The organism is Maribacter litopenaei, from assembly GCF_025244665.1.
In the GTDB taxonomy this organism is placed as follows: Bacteria; Bacteroidota; Bacteroidia; order Flavobacteriales; family Flavobacteriaceae; genus Maribacter; species Maribacter litopenaei.
On sequence record NZ_CP104205.1, the window covers coordinates 1,246,661 to 1,266,739 of the forward strand.

The 20,079-nt window shown below is 39.8% G+C and carries 17 protein-coding genes and 4 pseudogenes; 6 read left to right on the forward strand and 15 right to left on the reverse strand.

Annotated elements, in window-relative coordinates:
- Positions 1 to 190 precede the first annotated feature (190 nt).
- The 4 genes and pseudogenes from mutL (at position 191) to NYZ99_RS06735 (ending at position 4,675) form a co-directional block, all read left to right on the forward strand.
- A pseudogene (gene mutL / locus NYZ99_RS06720) lies at positions 191 to 2,034 on the forward strand (DNA mismatch repair endonuclease MutL).
- A complete protein-coding gene (locus tag NYZ99_RS06725; RefSeq protein ID WP_260574529.1) occupies positions 2,035 to 2,781 on the forward strand; it encodes a rhomboid family intramembrane serine protease in 747 nt (248 codons plus the stop codon).
- Positions 2,781 to 3,605: a rhomboid family intramembrane serine protease gene (locus tag NYZ99_RS06730; RefSeq protein ID WP_338039360.1), complete on the forward strand. Its 825-nt coding sequence runs from the start codon at positions 2,781 to 2,783 to the stop codon at positions 3,603 to 3,605. The genes NYZ99_RS06725 and NYZ99_RS06730 overlap by 1 nt, the downstream gene beginning before the upstream one ends.
- 257 nt (positions 3,606 to 3,862) lie before the next feature.
- A complete protein-coding gene (locus NYZ99_RS06735) occupies positions 3,863 to 4,675 on the forward strand; it encodes an endonuclease/exonuclease/phosphatase family protein (protein WP_260574530.1) in 813 nt (270 codons plus the stop codon).
- Here the strand turns inward: NYZ99_RS06735 and NYZ99_RS06740 are convergent.
- The 9 genes and pseudogenes from NYZ99_RS06740 to udk form a co-directional block, all read right to left on the reverse strand.
- On the reverse strand, positions 4,652 to 4,972 hold the full coding sequence (locus NYZ99_RS06740) for a DUF6122 family protein (protein ID WP_260574531.1): 321 nt from the start codon (positions 4,970 to 4,972) through the stop codon (positions 4,652 to 4,654). The genes NYZ99_RS06735 and NYZ99_RS06740 overlap by 24 nt on opposite strands.
- A gap of 49 nt (positions 4,973 to 5,021) precedes the next feature.
- Positions 5,022 to 5,591 carry a WbqC family protein gene (locus tag NYZ99_RS06745; protein WP_338039361.1) on the reverse strand — a complete coding sequence of 190 codons (570 nt, stop codon included), beginning with the start codon at positions 5,589 to 5,591 and terminating at the stop codon, positions 5,022 to 5,024.
- 15 nt (positions 5,592 to 5,606) lie between these two features.
- Positions 5,607 to 7,304 (reverse strand): annotated as a pseudogene (lepB, locus tag NYZ99_RS06750) (signal peptidase I).
- A gap of 182 nt (positions 7,305 to 7,486) precedes the next feature.
- Positions 7,487 to 8,188: a 4-hydroxy-tetrahydrodipicolinate reductase gene (gene dapB / locus NYZ99_RS06755; protein ID WP_260574532.1), complete on the reverse strand. Its 702-nt coding sequence runs from the start codon at positions 8,186 to 8,188 to the stop codon at positions 7,487 to 7,489.
- 2 nt (positions 8,189 to 8,190) lie between these two features.
- A complete protein-coding gene (locus tag NYZ99_RS06760; RefSeq protein WP_260574534.1) occupies positions 8,191 to 8,787 on the reverse strand; it encodes a DUF5683 domain-containing protein in 597 nt (198 codons plus the stop codon).
- Positions 8,788 to 8,818: 31 nt separating this feature from the next.
- Positions 8,819 to 9,718: a ParB/RepB/Spo0J family partition protein gene (locus tag NYZ99_RS06765; RefSeq protein ID WP_260574535.1), complete on the reverse strand. Its 900-nt coding sequence runs from the start codon at positions 9,716 to 9,718 to the stop codon at positions 8,819 to 8,821.
- Positions 9,719 to 10,492: a ParA family protein gene (locus tag NYZ99_RS06770; RefSeq protein WP_260574536.1), complete on the reverse strand. Its 774-nt coding sequence runs from the start codon at positions 10,490 to 10,492 to the stop codon at positions 9,719 to 9,721.
- 172 nt (positions 10,493 to 10,664) lie between these two features.
- On the reverse strand, positions 10,665 to 11,000 hold the full coding sequence (locus NYZ99_RS06775; RefSeq protein ID WP_260574537.1) for an FtsB family cell division protein: 336 nt from the start codon (positions 10,998 to 11,000) through the stop codon (positions 10,665 to 10,667).
- On the reverse strand, positions 11,000 to 11,614 hold the full coding sequence (gene udk, locus NYZ99_RS06780) for a uridine kinase (protein ID WP_260574538.1): 615 nt from the start codon (positions 11,612 to 11,614) through the stop codon (positions 11,000 to 11,002). Before udk ends, NYZ99_RS06775 begins: the two co-directional genes overlap by 1 nt.
- Positions 11,615 to 11,723: 109 nt before the next feature.
- Between udk and NYZ99_RS06785 the strand changes: the two genes are divergently transcribed.
- Positions 11,724 to 12,641 carry an MFS transporter gene (locus tag NYZ99_RS06785; protein ID WP_338039362.1) on the forward strand — a complete coding sequence of 306 codons (918 nt, stop codon included), beginning with the start codon at positions 11,724 to 11,726 and terminating at the stop codon, positions 12,639 to 12,641.
- 70 nt (positions 12,642 to 12,711) lie between these two features.
- On the forward strand, positions 12,712 to 12,945 hold the full coding sequence (locus NYZ99_RS21500) for a hypothetical protein (protein WP_338039363.1): 234 nt from the start codon (positions 12,712 to 12,714) through the stop codon (positions 12,943 to 12,945).
- 59 nt (positions 12,946 to 13,004) lie between these two features.
- On the opposite strand, the gene NYZ99_RS06790 is transcribed toward NYZ99_RS21500, so the two are convergent.
- The 6 genes and pseudogenes from NYZ99_RS06790 to NYZ99_RS06815 form a co-directional block, all read right to left on the reverse strand.
- Positions 13,005 to 13,325, reverse strand: coding sequence for a hypothetical protein (locus NYZ99_RS06790; RefSeq protein WP_260574539.1), 321 nt, complete (start codon positions 13,323 to 13,325; stop codon positions 13,005 to 13,007).
- 55 nt (positions 13,326 to 13,380) lie between these two features.
- Positions 13,381 to 15,289 (reverse strand): annotated as a pseudogene (gene acs / locus NYZ99_RS06795) (acetate--CoA ligase).
- 85 nt (positions 15,290 to 15,374) lie between these two features.
- A pseudogene (locus NYZ99_RS06800) lies at positions 15,375 to 17,068 on the reverse strand (sodium:solute symporter family protein).
- Positions 17,069 to 17,128: 60 nt separating this feature from the next.
- Positions 17,129 to 17,389 (reverse strand): DUF4212 domain-containing protein, encoded by a 261-nt coding sequence (locus NYZ99_RS06805; protein WP_260574540.1) that lies wholly within the window; start codon positions 17,387 to 17,389, stop codon positions 17,129 to 17,131.
- A gap of 44 nt (positions 17,390 to 17,433) precedes the next feature.
- A complete protein-coding gene (locus NYZ99_RS06810; protein ID WP_260574541.1) occupies positions 17,434 to 18,510 on the reverse strand; it encodes an anhydro-N-acetylmuramic acid kinase in 1,077 nt (358 codons plus the stop codon).
- 5 nt (positions 18,511 to 18,515) lie between these two features.
- Positions 18,516 to 20,078, reverse strand: a complete 1,563-nt coding sequence (locus tag NYZ99_RS06815; RefSeq protein ID WP_260574542.1) for a glycoside hydrolase family 3 protein — start codon at positions 20,076 to 20,078, stop codon at positions 18,516 to 18,518.
- Position 20,079 lies beyond the last annotated feature (1 nt).

Sequence of the window (20,079 nt, forward strand, 5' to 3'; positions counted from 1 at the left end):
AATTTGATCAGTTTCGTAGCACCCTGCATAACCAACGGGGCTTAAAGAATAAAATCAGTAATGTGCTGGAGGACAGCCGTAGGGAAGGAGATAGAAACGTAAAAATCCGATTCGTAGTTATTTTGGTCGTTCTCATTTTGATTTGCTTGTACATTATTGATTTCGACCTTTCTATATTTTTTTCCTGATAATGGCGGATATCATTAGACTTTTACCCGACCACGTTGCCAATCAGATAGCAGCGGGAGAAGTAGTTCAGCGACCGGCCTCCGTGGTAAAGGAGTTGCTGGAAAATGCTATTGATGCCCAATCGACCGATATAAAATTGATAGTTAAGGACGGCGGGAAGACCTTGATTCAGGTTGTGGACAACGGAATAGGAATGAGTGATACCGATGCCCGCTTGAGTTTTGAACGCCACGCCACTTCAAAAATCCAAAAAGCCGAGGACCTTTTTAATTTGCATACGAAAGGTTTCAGGGGCGAAGCATTGGCATCGATTGCGGCAATAGCCCACGTGGAAATGACGACACGTACAGAAGAGGAGGAAGTAGGTACACATATAAAAATTGAGGGAAGTAGGGTGATTGGCCAAGAGGTAGCAGTGTTGCCCAAGGGAACTTCCATGATGGTAAAAAACCTTTTTTTTAATATACCTGCCGGACGTAATTTCTTAAAGTCGGATCAAGTGGAATTTAGGCACATTACAGATGAATTCCACCGGGTGGCCTTGGCACATCCCCAAATTTCTTTCAGTTTTTATAATAACGGTAGTGATGTGTTTAATCTCCCATCCACAGATTTAAAAAAACGAATCGTACAGATTTTTGGTAGAAAAACGAATGAAAAGTTGGTTCCCATCAACGAGGAAACCAATGTGGTAAAAATATCAGGATACATCCAAAAACCGGAGTTTGCCAAAAAGAGTAGGGGAGAGCAATTCTTTTTTGCCAATAGCCGATTCATTAAAAGTCCGTATTTGCACCACGCCGTTTTAGGCGCTTTTGATGGATTGATAAAACCTGGTACTCATCCAGGTTATTTTATTTGCTTGGATGTCGATCCAGCCACTATAGATATCAATATACATCCCACTAAAACAGAAGTGAAGTTTGATGATGAGCACACTTTATATGCTTATCTAAAATCTACGATAAAACATAGTTTGGGACAATTTAATGTAGCCCCTTCCTTGGATTTTGATAAGGACCAAAATTTGGAAACTCCTTATAATTTTAAGGATAAGGCGATATCAGTACCTAGTATTACTGTAGACGCGGATTTTAATCCTTTTAAAAAAGTTTCGTCAACAAAGACAGCCTCTTATCCCAAGCATTCCAGTGCCAAGGGATGGGAAAGTATGTATGAAGGCTTGGAGCGAAAAATCTCCCATAAAGAGGCCGATGTTCGGAAATGGAATCTGAAGGAATCAATAGCTCCATTTTTGATACTGGCTTGGAAACCCAAGATACGGTAACCACGACCTTTCAACTTCGAAAGAAATATATAGTCTCCACCATAAAATCCGGGATGTTGATTATCAATCAGAGCAGAGCGCACCAGCGGGTACTTTATGAAGGTTTTTTAAAGAATATAACAATAAAGGAAGCGGTGAGCCAACAGTTATTGTTTCCATTGACCCTTAATTTTACTCGTGGAGAAATATCCATTTTAAAGGAAATAAAAGAAAGTCTTTGTGCTGTGGGATTCATTTTTGGTAATATCACCGTAGAAACTGTGGAGGTGAGGGGTGTGCCCGTGGTCGTGACCGAGAGTGAGGTACAAATGGTTATGGAACAACTCATTTCTGATTTCCGGATGGAGGTGGTGGAAGATAGTTTTTCCCAAGTGGATATGTTGGCAAAGACCTTATCCAAAACCCTGTCCGTTAAAACTGGAGAGGTTCTCGATGAGCGCTCTCAGGTAGGCTTGGTAAACGATCTCTTTGCCTGTAAGGAAAGTGCTTTGAGCCCTTTTAATAAACGTACCTATACGACCATAACAGAGAATGATATTGATAGAAAATTTATATAAATGAGCAGAATTACCGAGGCGATAAAGCACTTATTAATCATCAATATTTTATTTTTTGTTGCCACCAATATTTATGGGGATCAAATGTATCAATGGTTTTCCCTTTGGTTTCCTAAAAATGAAAATTTTGGGCTATGGCAAATAGTTACCCATATGTTTATGCATGGTGGGTTTATGCATATTCTTTTCAATATGTACGCCCTTTATGCCTTTGGAACCCCTTTGGAAAGAATGTGGGGAAGAAACAAATTTTTGTTTTTTTATTTTTCAGCGGGATTAGGGGCTGCCTTGCTTCATACAGGTGTCAATTATTACTATTTTCAGGAAGGACTTAATGCTATAGTAAGCTCCGGTGTTTCTGAAAGTTCGGTAATGGATATTGTTTCAAGGGGCCAATACAATACGGAATGGTACAATATTGCTGGGAAGTCAACAATCGATAATTTCTTAAGTGCCTATCATACACCAGCAGTAGGAGCTTCGGGAGCTATTTATGGTGTACTTGTGGCATTTGGCATGTCATATCCTAACAGTGAGCTCTTTTTGATTTTTCTTCCGGTTCCCATAAAGGCTAAATATTTCATTCCGGTGTTGATTGCCTTGGATTTATTCTCCGGTATTACAGGTTATGGAATATTTGGGCAGGGTATTGCACATTTTGCGCATGTTGGGGGTGCCTTGGTAGGATTTCTTATGATGTGGTACTGGAGGAAAAATCAGTTTAATAATAATCGGTGGGACAGATAATGGCAGGACCAAATTTAAAATACCAGTATGCGAGACTTAGCGTTGCTGAGAAACTTATTGCCATTAATGTAGTAGTATATATCATCAATGCCCTCATTCCTTTTTTATTGGGTATCTCAAAGAATAGCTTCGTACAATGGTTTGAACTGCCCAATGATTTCTTTGGGTTTTTGGTGCAGCCCTGGTCTATAATCACCTATTCATTTTTTCATGGTGGTTTAGGTCATTTATTCTGGAACATGCTCCTTATATTTTTTGTAGGGAGGATATTTTTGAACCTCTTTGACGGAAGACGTTTTTTAAATGTCTATTTTCTAGGGGTCATTCTTGGGGGCCTTTTTTTTATGCTGGGTTATAATATCTTCCCGGCATTCTTTAACGTAAATGCCGCTTTGATTGGCGCCTCTGCAGGGGCAAGTGCTATACTGATATTTATTTGTACCTATATTCCCAACCAAGAGGTAAGGGTTATTTTTTTCAATATAAAGCTTTGGTATATTGGTGTATTTGTTGTTTTAATGGATTTGATCCAATTACCTACTAGTGGAAATGCCGGAGGTCACTTGGCCCATTTGGGAGGTGCCCTATTAGGGTATTTGTATGCCAATCAATTATTCAAGGGGAACGATATAGGGGCAGGTTTTTCCAAGTTTTTTGACAGTATTGCCAATTTGTTCAAGCGTTCGGAGAAAAAGGCTCCATTAAAAACGGTTTATAAGAACAAGAGTTCGAATTCTACAAGGAATACAAAAGACTATGATGCCCTAAGCAAGCAGAAAAAGATAGATGCCATATTGGACAAAATTAGTAAGTCTCGGCTATGAAAGCCTTTCCAAAGCGGAGAAGGATTTTCTTTTTAAGGCAGGTAAGGAATAAATAGAGTTTGTTGTAGATGTCAATATGGAGTAAGACCGTTTACGGATTGAATATAGTCTCCTCGGCTTTGTTGTTATTGGCTTGTATCGTTCCTTATACAAAGTCGGCCAGTCTATCATTTTTAAGCCTAACAGTACCGGTTCTTGTACTGACAAATTTTCTGTTTCTTCTTTATTGGTTAATGGTGGTACCGAAAAAATTATGGTTGTCTTTTGCCGTTTTGGTATTGGGATGTTTTAGTTTGGGATCTTTTGTCCAATTTAATTCGACTGATAATAATGAAGAGGATGTTTTAAAGGTTATGAGCTACAATGTTGAGAAATTTAATGATGATAATGGCAATGGAAGGAGTATTCAGGGAAAGGGAATAATTGAATTCATTAAAAAGGAAGATCCCGATATTTTATGTATCCAGGAATATAGTAGAATTTGGAATGAACGACTTAAACATTTTAAATATTTTAGTCAAACACCTTATAGTAGTGGAAAAACTAATCAGGCTATTTATTCTAAATATCCAATAGTAGAGGAAGGATCCTTGAAATTTCCTAATAGTTTGAATAATAGCATTTATGTTGATATCAGATATAAAAAGGACACCTTGCGAGTCTATAATTTACATTTGGAATCTTTAAAAGTGCGTCCAAGAAGCTTAAAACGGGAACGATCGGATAGATTATTGGGAAGATTACGCTATTCCTTTGCCAAACAACAGGAGCAGGCCGATTTGATAAGAGCGCATATGAATCAGGTCGATTACAAAAAGATTGTCTGCGCCGATATGAACAATACGCAATATTCTTATGCCTATCAAGAGTTAAAGCAGGATATGGAAGATAGCTTTTTGGAAAAGGGAAATGGCTATGGAACAACCATTAAATTTTGGAAATTCCCATTGCGAATCGATTTTATTTTAGCGGATCCGGGCATTGATATTTTGAGCCATAAAAACTATAAGGTAAGCTTGTCCGACCATGAGCCTATTATGGCAACCCTAAAAGTTGGACCGCATGAATAGACAATCTGTGAAATCGGCGACCATGTGTATTAAAAAGGCAATTCCCCAAATTCTGGACACTCTCCAAAACAACATCAAAAAATAAATCCCCATCGACCAATAGGTGTGCAAGGGATGGAAATTGATACTACATCGACTGGCATCAAAAATAGGAGTGGCCAAAAGATGGTCAACATCCGTAAGTATCCCTGCCAATAATATAAAACAGACTTTTAACCGATGTTCCTTGAAAAACAATAAGGCAATTAGAACTGGGACAATAAAGTGAATACCATAGTGTATAATGAACCTAAGCATTTTGCTTCAGTATTTCAATATCCTTTAGATACACCAAGGTATTAGTATCCTAAGTTGAAAAGCACGTCCAAAATACTAAGGTTGGGGATAAACCCATGTCGGTCTCCAAAAACCTGAACATACTCGGAAAATCTTGGGGTACCTCTTTTTTGGCATTTACTAAGAATCGATAATCATTTGCATGATTGAATGAATATTCTTCCGTGAATTTATCAGAAAGGTCCAATTGGAGGCAGTCACAGATAATTTCAATCGATGCCAAATTGAATTCTATGAGACGGTCAAACTCCTTTTTGTACAATGGTCGAATCTCATCTTCATAAAACTCAAAAAATGGTGAAGTTCTGTAGGCCGTTTCCAAGGTTCTCCAATGCTGCCGCTGCCATGGATATGAATTATCCAGTTTGACTTTCTTGTAGTATTGTCGGCCATTTTTACCTTTGGTATGTATAATGGGAACACTTAGTATATGCTTGCCCCGATCCGTGCAGATATAGGCCCTATTCCTGTAGGTTTGTTTTTGATAATTGTCCTGTAACTCAAACACGATATCCTTGGACTTTGTGTAAACATTGAAAAAGGCCACATTGGGAAAATATGCAGGATGAAGTACGGTCATTAGATACTTTAGAAATTATTTGGCCTTCTTTCGTTTCCAAAACCAATTACCCACAAAGTATGCCACTAGGAGTATTAAGAAATACTTGAAATAGGATTGCGGTTCTCCATCACCATTTACGGTAGTAAAGATCCTATCCCATCTAGGGCGCCAGTTGGACATGGGCTCGGTGAAATTGTCAAAGCTCATCCAAATAAATATTGGGATTCCTACGATATGGTTTTCAGGTACATACCCCCAGGCCCTACTATCTTCAGAGTGGTCCTGTTATCCCCCATCATCCAATAATAGTCCTGTGCAAATGTATATGTGTCTGCCACCTGACCATTGATTAAAATTTGATTACCCGATACATCAATGGAATTACCTTCATACTCCCTAATAATCTTTTTATACAAAGGCAATACTTTAAGGTTCAGAGATACTGTTGTTCCTTCCTTTGGAATATAAATAGGCCCCATTTGGCTATAGTTCCATGGATAATCCGGACTTTGCGGGAATAGGTTGATTCCCCTCTTTCCCTTGGGTACAATTTGACGTACAACGGAATCAATACCGGAATCTTTTCGCAGCGTCGCCACCATTTCATCCGTTAATGGTACCAATCGTTCACGATCTGTAACTTCCTTAAGTGAAAGTCGATGTTTTTTAATAAAACCAGCTGGAAACCCTGAACTTCCGGTGTAGAGTTCCAATTGTCCATCTGCCAATTGGTTGAAACCTTTTAAATAGGGATTAATCGCTTGAGCCTGTTGCTGGCTTACCGGCCCTGAAATGTATTTTCACGGTAAAATCAGTAATACCTAGGTCGTCCAAAAGTCTAGAAGAAACCCCTTTTTGGGAATATACAATGTAATCATACTGTGGTTTAGCACTGCCCGGAAGTTCCAATTGCTTACCGTTTATAAAGACATAACCGTCCCGTACTTCCAAGGAATCCCCAGGTATTCCTACACATCGTTTTACATAGTTGGATTTTTTGTCTATAGGTTTTTTTACCCCGGCTTCTGCCCTAAAAAATTGCCGCACCGTGTCGGCCGGCCAACTAAAAACTACGATATCGTTACGCTTTACTTTTGTAAAACCTGGAAGTCTAAAGTACGGTAGTTGTGGTTTGTTCAGATAGGATTTTGTGCCGATAATTGGCAAGGTATCATGAACCATAGGTGCCGCAACTGTCGTCATAGGGGTCCTGGCACCATAATGGAATTTGCTCACGAATAAAAAGTCACCTACGCGCAGGGTTCTTTCCAAAGATCCAGTAGGAATCACATAGGGTTGAATAAAGTATGTGTGAACCAAGGTTGCCGCGACTACCGCAAAAACAATGGAGCTAACCCATTCGCCCAGTGCAGTTCCAGGATGAAGGCTTCTATTTTCAATATACTTTACATCCAATGCATAGTTTACATAGAAGATATAGAACCCTAAAGTCAAGACTACCAACCATGATTCCAAAAGGCTATTTCTTCCATAACTTCTGATTGTTTCTACCCAGATTACCGGAAACATTAGTAGATTGATGATGGGGATAAACAATAAAATGACCCACCATTTAGGTCGATTTATTATTTGCATCAATACAATAGCATTGTAAACAGGAATAATGGCCTCCCAGGCTTTACGGCCGGCCTTGATATAAAGTTTCCAAGTTCCTAGAAAATGAATTACCTGAACTGCTAAAATGAAAATAATCCACTGGGTACCATTCATGATTTTATGTTTTTACTCTATAATCGAGATTTAAATCTTCCGACGCTTCCGTCAAATTTCGTTTATCTGTTTTCTTCATTGACTCGTGAGCTTGCTCCGAGGTAATTTAGATTATACAATGCTCCATAGAGGAACGTTAATTTGATAGTATCTGTCTATCATTTAAAGTATTGTTACTTATTTTAACCCAGGTTTAACACATCTTTCATGGTAAAAACCCCAGTTTTTCCCAAAATCCATTCTGCCGCTACAACGGCTCCCAAGGCAAAGCCCTCGCGGTTTTGGGCTGTATGTTTAATCTCTATGCTATCTACTTCACTGGTATATTCTACAGTATGTGTCCCTGGTGTATCCCCAATTCTTTTGGAGGTAATCGGTATCTGTTTATACCCACTTTCATCCAGTTTCCATTTTTGGTAATCCGTATTGGCAATGATTCCTTCTGCTAAGGTAATGGCCGTACCACTGGGAGCATCCAGTTTTTGGGTATGATGTATTTCTTCCAGGGATACCTCATACTGAGAAAGGTTCTTCATCATTTTTGCTAAATGGGCGTTAAGTTCAAAAAAGATATTTACCCCTAAACTAAAATTGGAGGCATAAATAAAGGCACCATTTTTTTCCTCACAAAATTGAACAACATCATCGAATTTCTCCAGCCAACCGGTAGTGCCTGAAATTATGGGCGTATTGTTTTTCAAACAAGAGGTGATATTTTCATAAGCAGCATCAGGTGTACTAAAGTCTATGGCCACATCGATTTTTGCGAAATCAATTTCTCCACTTCCGACATCTATTTTGGCAACGATTTCATGACCTCTTTCTACGGCCAGGCATTCAATCATTTTCCCCATTTTTCCATAACCGAAAAGTGCAATATTCATATTTAAAATTTTATGGTTAATGCCATTCCATAAGTTGGATTATTGGTAACGGCATTCAAGTCTAAATAAGGTTCAAAATCTAGGGCAAGATTGTTGTCGATATTAAATTGCTTTAGGTGGGCGTCTACATTGGCATCTATAATATTCAAACTATAGGCCACAATGGACAACACCAACCAAAGATCTCGGTCACGCTGAAAACGTTCCTGTTGGTTTTCAAGGTCGCCGTCGTCCAAGAAAGGAAAATTACCTTCGCCATTGAATTCATCATCGGTAAAACCGGCTTGTCTCCTTTTAAATGCCGTTCTAAATCTTTTGTAATTGTCATTGTTCCAAGTATATGCATAAACGCTTCCTCCAATAGCGCCCCACACAAGTGGAACCTTCCAGTATCTTTTGTTATAGATTTGACCCGGACCGGGAAGTACGGCAGAATAAAATGCGGCCTTGCTGGGTGCCAATGGATTTATATTCCTTCTTTTCTTGACCGTTAAGGAATCGTCCATGACCATGACATCGGTACTAAGTGAGTTTGTAACGGTATCCGTTACTTTTTCCTCCGGGCTCTCTTCCTCTTGGGAGTAAGACGCGACGGCCAAAAAAAATAAAAGGGAGAATATTGAAAAGTGTTTATGCACCCGTGATCAGCTTTTTTATACGCTCGAATTCTTCTCTCGGAATGAAAAGGAATTGTAATACTTCCTTTTGAAGCTCCGAAGTCTTCACTTTAATACCTGCGGAAAGATGTTTGGATATTTCCTCTACACCTGATGAAACATAGGTTGGGGTTTCTACCTTTGATTTGGTAGGTTTAGGCACATCTTTTTGATGATAATTTTTTACTGCGTTTTCCGTGTCCCTAACAGATAAGTTTTGCCCCACAATCTTTTCGTACAGGGCTATTTGGTCTTGTCTACTTTCAATGTTCACCAAAGCCCTACCATGACCCATGCTCAAAAAACCATCGCGCATCCCCGTTTGTATTATGAGATTCAACTTTAATAATCTAAGATAGTTAGCTATAGTAGAGCGTTTTTTTCCCACTCTATCGCTTAATTTTTCTTGGGTTAGATTTATTTCATCTATAAGCCTTTGATAGGACAGGGCAATTTCAATAGGGTCAAGATCCTGTCTTTGAATGTTTTCTACCAAAGCCATTTCCAAGGATTCTTGGTCATTGGCGATGCGTATGTAGGCTGGAATTGTATCCGGACCCACTAATTTGGAGGCTCTAAATCGCCTCTCCCCGGAAACTAATTGATATTTGTTAAAACCAAGCTTTCTAACGGTAATGGGTTGGATAACACCTAATTCCCTAATGGAAGTGGCCAATTCCTGTAACGTCTCGTCATTAAAATTAGATCGTGGCTGAAACGGATTGACCTCAATGTGTTCTAAATCCAGTTCGATAATATTACCTACGACTTTGTCGGCATTTTTATCCGTTGCAGATTGTATATCATTATCCGGGTCTTTCAACAATGCCGATAATCCTCTACCCAAAGCCTGTTTTTTTACTGCTTTTGCCATTTATGCTGTCTGCTTATTTTTCTTGACCACCTCGTTTGCCAAATTGAGGTAGTTTGTTGCCCCCTTACTGGCTGCATCATACTTTATAATGCTTTCTCCATAACTTGGTGCTTCGCTCAAACGTACATTTCGCTGTATAATCGTTTCAAAAACCATATCACCAAAATGCTTTTTGACCTCTTCCACTACTTGGTTGGACAGTCGTAATCCGGAATCGTACATGGTCAACAACATCCCTTCAATATCCAATTGCGGATTGTGAATTCTTTGTACACTTTTAATAGTATTTAAAAGCTTACCCAAGCCTTCTAAGGCAAAGTATTCACATTGTATAGGTATAATAACGGAATCTGCCGCTGTCAAGGCATTTAAAGTCAATAAACCTAAGGAGGGTGCACAATCAATTAATATATAGTCATAATCGTCCTTAAGCTCCATGATGGCCTTTTTCATCATATATTCACGCTCATCCTTATCCACCAATTCTATTTCAATGGCCACCAAATCAATATGGGCTGGAATCAAATCAACGTTTGGGGAGGTTGTTGGAATTATTGCTTCCTTGGCAGTTTTTGTATGCTCCAACAGTTCATAGGTCCCCAATTCGATACTGTCCACATTGATACCCAACCCCGAAGTAGCGTTGGCTTGTGGGTCTGCATCGATCAAGAGTACTTTCTTTTCAAGTACTCCAAGCGAGGCCGCCAGATTAACGGTCGTAGTCGTTTTGCCAACACCACCTTTTTGATTTGCTATAGCAATTATCTTGCCCATATTCAAAGTAAGTTAGGGTGTAAAAATACGATTATTTGTGGGGCTGATAAAAGGATTTTGTTAACACTAGGTGAATAACCAAAAGCTTTTCATTAAAATAGCGTTAAAGTTTTATATGTCAAAACTTTACAGATAATATGTGAATTAGGAGAAGTGTTTGGATGGATTAAGATTATTTGTTCTTTTCGCTGAGTTTTAGGCTGTCCTCATATTCTATCAAATAGATTTCTTCGTTTTTTTTCTTTAAATAATATTCTTCCCGGGCAAATTTTTCCAACTCTTCTTCGCTGGACAATTTTTCGATAACTTTTTTATCCTTTGCGATTTCCTTTTTAAGGAACTCCTGGGTTTTTTCTAGTTTGTTGATCTCGCGTTTCAGTTCCATATGTATCAACAAGGAGTTGGTGTCAAAAAAGACCATCCGGATAACGAATATGGTCAATACTAGGACATAGATATTGGTCATGACCTTGAACCATTTTTTCTTCCTTAATTCCTTTAACCCCATTAGACCTCTGCTAATTTTTCGTTAATGATGCTCCTTACAATTTCAACGGCCACGGTATTATATTTATTATTTGGGATAATTATGTCGGCATATTCCTTGGTAGGCTCGATAAACTGATCGTGCATAGGTTTTATGACATTTTGGTAATTGTCCAAGGTTTCGTTCAAATTCCACCCCCTTTCGTTTACATCCCTTTTTAACCTGCGTATAAGTCGTTCATCTGAATCGGCATGTACAAAGATTTTTATGTCGCACATGTTTCGGATTTCGGCATTTGTCAAAATTAAGATGCCCTCTACGATCATTACTTTCCGTGGATGTGTCGGTATAGTTTTTTCGGTTCGATTACATTCCAAAAAGGAATATACAGGTTGTTCTATGGAGTGCCCGGCCTTAAGGGATTTGAGATGTTCTTCCAATAATTTAAAATCGATAGCGCTGGGGTGGTCAAAATTGGTCTTTCTCCTTTCTCCAAGTGGAAGATGGGAAAGGTCGTTATAATAGGAATCCTGTGAAATGACTCCTACTTCGTTCTTAGGTAATTCATTGATGATTTGATTTACCACGGTTGTCTTTCCACATCCGGTTCCTCCCGCTATTCCTATAATCAGCATTCAATTAGTATTTAGCCCAAAAATACATATTTGAATATCAAAAAGGCACAAAACTTAAAATTGAAGATTAGGTAACGATCTTTGCGGTATTTAGGGCTACTTTTGCACCATGCAAAATGAACAAGTAAAACCTAATTTTGAGTTTGTTGCATTGATGGCCTCTTTGATGTCCATTGTGGCCCTAACAATCGATGCATTAATACCGGCAATTTCAGATATTGGAATTGCTATTAATAGCTTAGATCCTACCCAAAATCAATTATTGATTATTATGATATTTTTGGGGCTTGGGGTAGGTCAGTTGTTCTTTGGCCCCATCTCCGATAGTTTGGGAAGGAAGCCCATTGTTTATATTGGTTTTGCAGTTTTTGGGGTGGCCAGTATTATATGCCTTTTGGCACCGAATCTGGAAATCATGATTATTGGAAGGATTCTTCAAGGAGTAGGACTTTCCGCACCTCGTACCATTAGTATTTCTATCATTAGGGACACCTACAGGGGCGACTACATGGCTAAAATCATGTCATTTGTTACCGCATTTTTTATTTTAATCCCTGTTGTTGCACCTGCTTTCGGTAAGTTTATCATGAGTTTTTCCAGTTGGGAGGGCATATTCTACGCGCAACTGTTTTTTGCTTTGATAGTATGTATTTGGTTTTATAAAAGGCAGGAAGAAACGTTGAAGCCCGAATATAAAGTTCCTTTTAAATCGTCAGTATTTATTCAAGGCACCAAGGAAATCTTTAAATATCGTGAGACTGTTTCCGCTACCATAATTTCAGGGTTGATTACAGGTTCTTTTCTAGTGTATTTAAGTTCCGCTCAACATGTATTTGAAGAACTATATGGAATGGCCGATAGTTTTCCCTTAATTTTTGCGGGATTGGCAATATCTATCGGTTTCTCCACATTAACGAACGGTACACTGGTAATCCGATTTGGAATGCGAAACCTATCTTTTGTGGCATTGTCCGCTTTCACGGGGATTGCCCTGCTCTATAGTGTTGTTTTCTCGGAACCAGCCTGACCCAAGCGTTCCGGTTTTACTCAGTTTTCTTTCGGTACTATTTTTATGTTTAGGTTTTATTTGGGGGAATTTGAGGTCTATCGCCATGGAGCCCATTGGCCATATTGCGGGCATAGGAGCTGCTATTACAGGTTTTGTATCAACGGTTTTGTCCATCCCCATTTCTATTTACATAGGTAAATTTATAACGGATTCCGTATGGGCACTTTTTGCGGGGCTTGGGGTTTGTGGACTCATCTCAGTGGTCCTGTTCGTTGCGTTTAAAACAAGACCACTGTTTGCCAGTAACCGCGCGTATCAATAGGATTAAAACGCTTTATCCATTATTTCCTGAACTTAATACCTGGTAAATTCAAGTTCAATTTATATTTCAGAAATCGTAAAATAGGTTCTGTTTTTAAAAAAGAATAACATTGATTGATAATGAATTGCTGAAACAACTACAGGATCTCCGATTAAGTTCAGGGCATCTATTTCATAATGATGTTTTCTGAAGTAAAGCCATGTCAAAAGGTTTTCTCCTATTTCAAAATTGGCGTTATAAGGTTTAACAACTTTCCTATGGTTAACATATTCCGGATTCTCTCTTCCAAGATAGGATTTGATTTTTTCCAATTTCAAATCCTCATTTGAAAAAACATAAAATGCATAAACAAGAGCCAAAATAATAATGATAAAACCCATTAAATAAGATATTCCTGGACGCTCAATTCTGATAGGCTAAAGCAGCAAAATTATCTCATAGGGCCTCATCCATTATTTCCTGAACAATTTCGGGATTTAATAGCGTACTGGTATCCCCAAGATTAGATGTATCCTTACTTGCAATTTTACGCAGGATTCTTCGCATGATTTTTCCACTTCGTGTCTTTGGAAGTCCGGATACAAATTGGATTTTATCCAGTTTGGCAATAGGGCCGATTTGCTCCGTAATCTGCTGATTGATTTCCTTCCTAAGATTATTTTTGTCCCTACTTTCGCCTGTCTCTTTCAGAATTATGTACCCGTAAAGCGCATTCCCTTTTACATCATGTGGGAACCCGACAATGGCGGATTCGGCCACGGCTGGATGCTCATTGATCGAGTCTTCAATTGGGGCGGTACCCGGATTATGACCGGATACGATGATAACATCATCTACACGGCCCGTAATACGATAATATCCAACGGCATCTCGTAGTGCGCCATCTCCCGTAAAATACATGTCTTCATAGGCGGAAAAGTAAGTGTCTCTATAGCGTTCGTGGTTGCCCCAAATGGTTCTCGCCATCGAAGGCCAAGGAAACTTTATGCAGAGTCGGCCATCAACCTGATTCCCTTTGATTTCCTTTCCGTTTTCGTCCATTAGAGCCGGTTGGATTCCAATAAACGGTAACGTTGCATAGGTTGGAGTAGTGGGCGTCACGTAAGGAATAGGGCTGATCATGATACCCCCGGTTTCCGTTTGCCACCAAGTATCTACAATGGGACTTTGTTTTTTTCCCACATTATTGTTGTACCAATGCCATGCCTCTTCATTGATAGGTTCCCCCACGGAACCCAAAACCTTTAAGCTAGATAGGTCGTATTTTTCGACATAATCAAGATTTTCTTTCGCCAGGGCCCTAATCGCCGTTGGAGCTGTATAGAATTGGGTCACTTTATGCTTTTGGACCACTTCCCAAAACCGACCGTAGTCAGGGTAGGAGGGAACACCTTCGAACATAACAGTAGTAGCACCGTTGGCCAAAGGTCCGTAGACGATATACGAATGACCCGTTATCCATCCAATGTCGGCAGTACACCAGTAGACATCCTGTTCCCTATATTGAAATACATTTTTAAAGGTGTAGGCCGTATATACCATATATCCTGCGGTGGTATGTACCATGCCCTTCGGTCTTCCCGTGGAACCAGAGGTATAAAGAATAAACAAGGGGTCTTCGGCATTCATAATTTCCGCCACATTATCACCATATGCATCGTCTAATAAAGGTTGCAACCAGTAATCTCTTTCAGGAACCATTTCAATATCGCTATTGATGCGTTTTGCTACCAGCACATTTTCAACGCCAGGACAGGCTTCCGGGAGCCTTATCCACTATACCCTTTAGGTCAATGGTTTTAGAACCCCGATAGGAACCGTCCGAGGTAATTACCAATTTACAGTCGGAATCATTGATTCGCGTAGCCAAAGCATTGGAGGAGAATCCAGCAAATACCACCGAATGTATGGCACCTATTCGTGCACAAGCTAATACGGATACCGCCAATTCCGGAATCATGGGGAGATAAATACAAACACGATCTCCTTTTTTTATTCCTTTCTCCAATAACACATTGGCCATTTTACAAACCCTTTCGTGCAATTGTCTATAGGTAATATGCTCTGCTTCTTCTTTAGGGTCGTTGGGTTCAAAAAGAATGGCTGTTTTATTTCCCCTGGTAGGAAGATGACGGTCTATACAGTTTTCCGTAATATTTAACTGCGCACCCTCGAACCATTTGATCTCGGGTTTTTTGAAATCCCAGCTAAGGACATTGTCCCAGCGCTTTCGCCAAACAAAATGTTCCTCAGCAATTTCTTCCCAAAACGCTTCGGGATTACGAACCGATTTTCTATATACTTGATAATATTCCTCTAAATGTTTAATGTGATAGTTACTCATTTTTGTATGCTGATTTTACTCGATAATCGAAATTGAAAATATTCCAAATCATATTTCGTCTTGGCTTTTAAAAATACGAATTAATTTAATGGTCCACAGCTTCCCCTGCGCCGCTTGGGATTCTTATGTCCTCCACAATTTCCTGAACGTTTTCAGGTGGCGGTGGTGTGAGTTTCATGACAATAATGGATACAATAAAATTTACGAGCATGGCGATACTTCCAAAACCTTCCGGGAGATTCCAAACCACCAATCTTCCGAAGTGCCTCCTCCAAACCAGTCAAACTTAAATTTGGTCATATAGAATAACATCAAAAGCGTACCGGTAATCATACCTGCGATGGCCCCTTCCTTGTTCATTTTTTTATAAAAAATCCCAAGTACGATGGCCGGAAAAAAGGAAGCTGCTGCCAATCCAAAGGCCAATGCGACCACAGCGGCGACAAAGCCAGGTGGATTGATGCCAAAATAACCTGCAATTATTACGGCAACGGTAGCGGAAATACGAGCTGCCCGGAGTTCTCCTTTATCCGAAATATTGGGTTTGAACGTTTTCTTAATTAAATCGTGTGATACCGAAGCCGAAATCACCAATAATAACCCAGCGGCTGTAGACAGTGCCGCGGCCAACCCGCCCGCAGCTACCAAAGCGATGACCCAAGCTGGAAGGTTGGCTATTTCTCGGATTGGCTAATACCATAATATCCCGGTCTACGGTTAGTTCGTTGACAATGGTGTCCGCAACATATTGAATTTTTCCATCTCCGTTTTTATCGTTGAATTGTAAAAGGCCCGTGGTTTCCCAATTGGTAAACCATTCCGGCAAATCATTGTATTCCTTGTTATTGACCGTATTGATCATGTTGGTTCCGCAAATACCGAAACTGCGGGTGCCGTGGTATATAAAATAGCAATAAGCAAGAGTGCCAATCCGGCCGATTTTCTAGCGTCCTTGACTCTTTTTACCGTAAAGAATCGGACGATAACGTGCGGTAATCCTGCTGTGCCCACCATCAAGGCCAAGGTTATGGCAAAAACATCCGCCATTGATTTAGAGCCATTGGTATAGGCATTAAAACCCAATTCCGTAGATAATCCATCCAATTTGTCCAAAAGATAGATTCCCGACCCATCGGCGAGTTTGGATCCCATCCCCAGTTGCGGAATAGGGTTCCCGGTCATTTGAATGGAAATAAATATGGCGGGTACCATAAAGGCGAAAATAAGCACACAATATTGAGCCACTTGGGTATATGTGATGCCTTTCATTCCGCCAAGGACGGCGTAGAAAAGTACGATGACCATCCCTATGATGACCCCTGTATTGATATCGACCTCTAAAAACCTTGAAAAAACCACACCCACTCCCCGCATTTGTCCGGCTACATAGGTAAAGGAAACAATTAGGGCACAGATAACGGCAACGATCCGGGCTGTTTTGGAATAGTAACGATCCCCTATGAAATCCGGCACGGTGAACTTGCCAAATTTACGCAAGTATGGAGCCAACAAAAGTGCCAATAGGACATATCCGCCTGTCCAACCCATGAGGTAAACAGAACCATCATATCCGGCAAAGGCGATGATACCGGCCATGGAAATAAACGATGCAGCTGACATCCAATCTGCAGCCGTTGCCATGCCATTGGCCAATGGTGAAACCCCACCGCCGGCCACATAAAAGTCTTTGGTAGAACCTGCTCGAGACCAAATGGCAATACCGATATACAGGGCAAAAGTAATTCCGACAAGGAGGTAGGTCCAGACTTGAACGCTCATATTTTTTTAGTTTGATTGGTGTTTTGGTATTCGCAACATTTCATGAATAGTTTTAAAGGCCTATTCATCATACCCATATTTTTTGTCCAGTTTGTTCATGAGACGGACATATACGAAAATCAGGATAACAAAAACATAGATAGATCCTTGCTGTGCAAACCAAAAACCCAGTTTGAAACCACCAACTTTTATTGTATCCAAAGCATCTTTAAAGAGGATTCCAGCCCCATAAGAAACCAAGAACCAAATTGTTAAAAGAATAAAAAGATATCTAACATTTTCCTTCCAGTATGCGGAAGCTCGCTTTTGTTTGTCGGACATTACTAGGAATTGTATAATTAAGATAGAAATTTAATGAAAATACTTTAATTGGGTAAGAAAATGACCCCGCTCGACGAATCCCGTGTGGCACCCGTTACCGTTTTGAGTACGTTAACTTCCCTTTCCGACCTCAATACGCCCATAAAGGCAAAAACCAGCGCTTCCTTGAATTCGATTAATTTCTTTTCGGGAACCACTACATCTATATTAGAACTTAATTTTTGCCTTATTGTTTCAATAAGAAAGGAGTTAAGAGCGCCTCCTCCAGTAATCAGTAATTTTTGAGTCTTTTTGTTTGAATTTAAAGCCACTTGTTGGGCAATTTTTTCGCAGATATGATGAACGGCGGTATGTAATAGATTTTCAGTACTATCTTCAGTATCGTCTACAATGGGAACCACTTCCTCCAAAAACCATTCATATCCTATGGATTTTGGATGTGGTAACAGATAATAATTGAGGTCATTTAGTTTTTTTAACATGTTTGGGTTAATTGTGCCGGATTTTGCCAAAGCCCCATTTTTATCATAATCCAGTCCGATTTTTCTTGTGATATAATTCAATATCATATTCGCCAGGCCGATATCATAGGCAATTCTACTTCCTCTAGATTCAAAGGAAATGTTGCTGATTCCCCCAAGGTTCAGGCAGAAATCATACTCGCTGAAAAGCAATCGGTCACCAATAGGTACCAATGGCGCGCCTTGTCCACCCAAGGCGAGGTCGTTGCTTCTGAAGTCACAGATTACTTTATGTCCGGAAGCATTGGCCAAATGTTGTCCCGATCCTAGTTGAAAGGTAAATCCAAGTTCCGGTCTATGATGTGATGTATGGCCATGGCTGGCTATAAAATCGACCTCCAAATCGTTTTGGGTAATGAAATCCTTGACATTTTTCCCAAGCCGGATACCATACTCGTTGTGTAGTAGCAGCAATTTTTCCGCCGATAGATGGATGGCATCCTTTAGTTCGTTCTGCATTTCCTTTGAATAGGTTACGCTTTCTGTAGTTTTAATCTCAAACTCCCATTGGTCTTTCTTTCTCCGTAACTGACAATATGCGAGATCCAAACCATCCAATGAGGTACCGGACATTATTCCAACGACTTTATAAAGTTTCATGTTCATCAGGTTAGGGATACAGGTAGCTTTCCATTCGCCTTTATTTTTCCCAAGAAATGTTCCGTGGCCACATCTTGAAATTCCGTAAAATCTTGGTAGACCAATACGGTGGCCAAAGAATTTTTGATATCGAAAAGCTTCAAAGAATATGGGTTTCCAAAATGGTAAATGACCACGTTCTTTTCTTCAAGTATGGTGTTGATAAAATCGATTTCTTCTTGATAGAAGCCAAATTGGTTTGCGGGTTTTACCTTGGGCGGAGTTAGAAGTAAAAGAATATTTTTCTCCTCTTTTATTTCTTGTTTGGCTTCCTCCAAAAAAGTAAGGATTTCCTCGTGGGCAGCGTTTTCAAGAGTACGCTTCAAAGTGAGTGTGCAAAAAGTTTCTGAGCTAAACTCAGTAATATCGGCTTCGGTACCATGGTATAACGTAATGCTTTCTCTAGCGATTTGCCAGTTTAATGCTGCACTCTTGGATAGTTCCTTGAATTTATTTTGATACGGATTTCCCATAGCTTTTTCTTTGAGTTTCCATACCCGTTCAAAGGTTTCTTCCAGTTGATTTTCGGAAGCATTTTTTGCGATGATCCCAATACCCTCTTTTACATGTTCTGCAAAGCAAAGGATATCGTTCCCTGCATTATATGCTAGCCATTCCAGTTCACCAGGAACGGGATAGTTTTTTGACACAGCGTGCATGTTGAGGGCGTCTGAAATTACCACCCCTTTAAAATTCATTTCGCCCCGTAAAAAATCGGTAATTATATCTTTTGATATACTTGCAGGTTCCTGCTTTCCTTTGGCCAAGGCCGGAATGGACAAATGTCCAACCATAACAGCATCCACACCTTCAGATATTATATTCTGAAAAGGATACAGTTCATTTTCCGTAAGTTCCTTTTTGGATTTGTCGATGACCGGAATCCCCGGATGGGAATCTACGGATGTATCTCCATGACCTGGAAAGTGTTTGATGCTTGTCAATATTCCCGGACTCTCGGTTCCTTTTATATAAGCCAAGGCTTTTTGCGTTACTTGTTCCCTGTTATCACCAAAAGATCTATATCCAATAACGGGATTGTCAGGATTATTGTTAATATCTACAACCGGAGACAAATTCCAATGAATGCCAGCGGCCAAACAGTCGTGGGCAATGCTCTTACCCACTTCATAAACCAATTGCTTCTTACCTGTAAAAGCACCTAAGGTAATTGCGTATGGGTATTGGGGAGTATTCTCTATTCGCATGGCTAGGCCCCATTCCGCATCGATGGCAATAAAAAGTGGATATTTTGATACTGACTGATATCTTTTTATCAAGGATTTTAGAGTTTCAAAACTCTCCTCGTTGCGTAACACCTTCTTTTTTCCCTCAAAATTGGTAGCGGCACTAGCCCGGGAATGAAAAAAGCAAATACCACCAATTCCATGATCCCTTATCAAATCCTCTAGGGCACGAATTTCATCTTCGGTATCATTGATGAACGCTGCCGGCATAAAGAACTGTCCAATCTTTTGGATAGGACTCAAGAGAGTTTTAGCATCGTTGTAAGTGGGTAGCTCCTTCATA

Excerpts from the sequence above, each read along its gene's own strand:
- NYZ99_RS06725 (WP_260574529.1), top strand. The coding sequence starts at position 2,035 with ATGAGCAGAATTACCGAGGCGATAAAGCACTTATTAATCATCAATATT.
- NYZ99_RS06730 (WP_338039360.1), top strand. The coding sequence starts at position 2,781 with ATGGCAGGACCAAATTTAAAATACCAGTATGCGAGACTTAGCGTTGCT.
- NYZ99_RS06740 (WP_260574531.1), bottom strand. The coding sequence starts at position 4,972 with ATGCTTAGGTTCATTATACACTATGGTATTCACTTTATTGTCCCAGTT.
- NYZ99_RS06745 (WP_338039361.1), bottom strand. The coding sequence starts at position 5,591 with ATGACCGTACTTCATCCTGCATATTTTCCCAATGTGGCCTTTTTCAAT.
- dapB (WP_260574532.1), bottom strand. The coding sequence starts at position 8,188 with ATGAATATTGCACTTTTCGGTTATGGAAAAATGGGGAAAATGATTGAA.
- NYZ99_RS06765 (WP_260574535.1), bottom strand. The coding sequence starts at position 9,718 with ATGGCAAAAGCAGTAAAAAAACAGGCTTTGGGTAGAGGATTATCGGCA.
- NYZ99_RS06770 (WP_260574536.1), bottom strand. The coding sequence starts at position 10,492 with ATGGGCAAGATAATTGCTATAGCAAATCAAAAAGGTGGTGTTGGCAAA.
- NYZ99_RS06775 (WP_260574537.1), bottom strand. The coding sequence starts at position 11,000 with ATGGGGTTAAAGGAATTAAGGAAGAAAAAATGGTTCAAGGTCATGACC.
- udk (WP_260574538.1), bottom strand. The coding sequence starts at position 11,614 with ATGCTGATTATAGGAATAGCGGGAGGAACCGGATGTGGAAAGACAACC.
- NYZ99_RS06785 (WP_338039362.1), top strand. The coding sequence starts at position 11,724 with ATGCAAAATGAACAAGTAAAACCTAATTTTGAGTTTGTTGCATTGATG.
- NYZ99_RS06790 (WP_260574539.1), bottom strand. The coding sequence starts at position 13,325 with ATGGGTTTTATCATTATTATTTTGGCTCTTGTTTATGCATTTTATGTT.
- NYZ99_RS06805 (WP_260574540.1), bottom strand. The coding sequence starts at position 17,389 with ATGTCCGACAAACAAAAGCGAGCTTCCGCATACTGGAAGGAAAATGTT.
- NYZ99_RS06810 (WP_260574541.1), bottom strand. The coding sequence starts at position 18,510 with ATGAAACTTTATAAAGTCGTTGGAATAATGTCCGGTACCTCATTGGAT.
- NYZ99_RS06815 (WP_260574542.1), bottom strand. The coding sequence starts at position 20,078 with ATGAAGGAGCTACCCACTTACAACGATGCTAAAACTCTCTTGAGTCCT.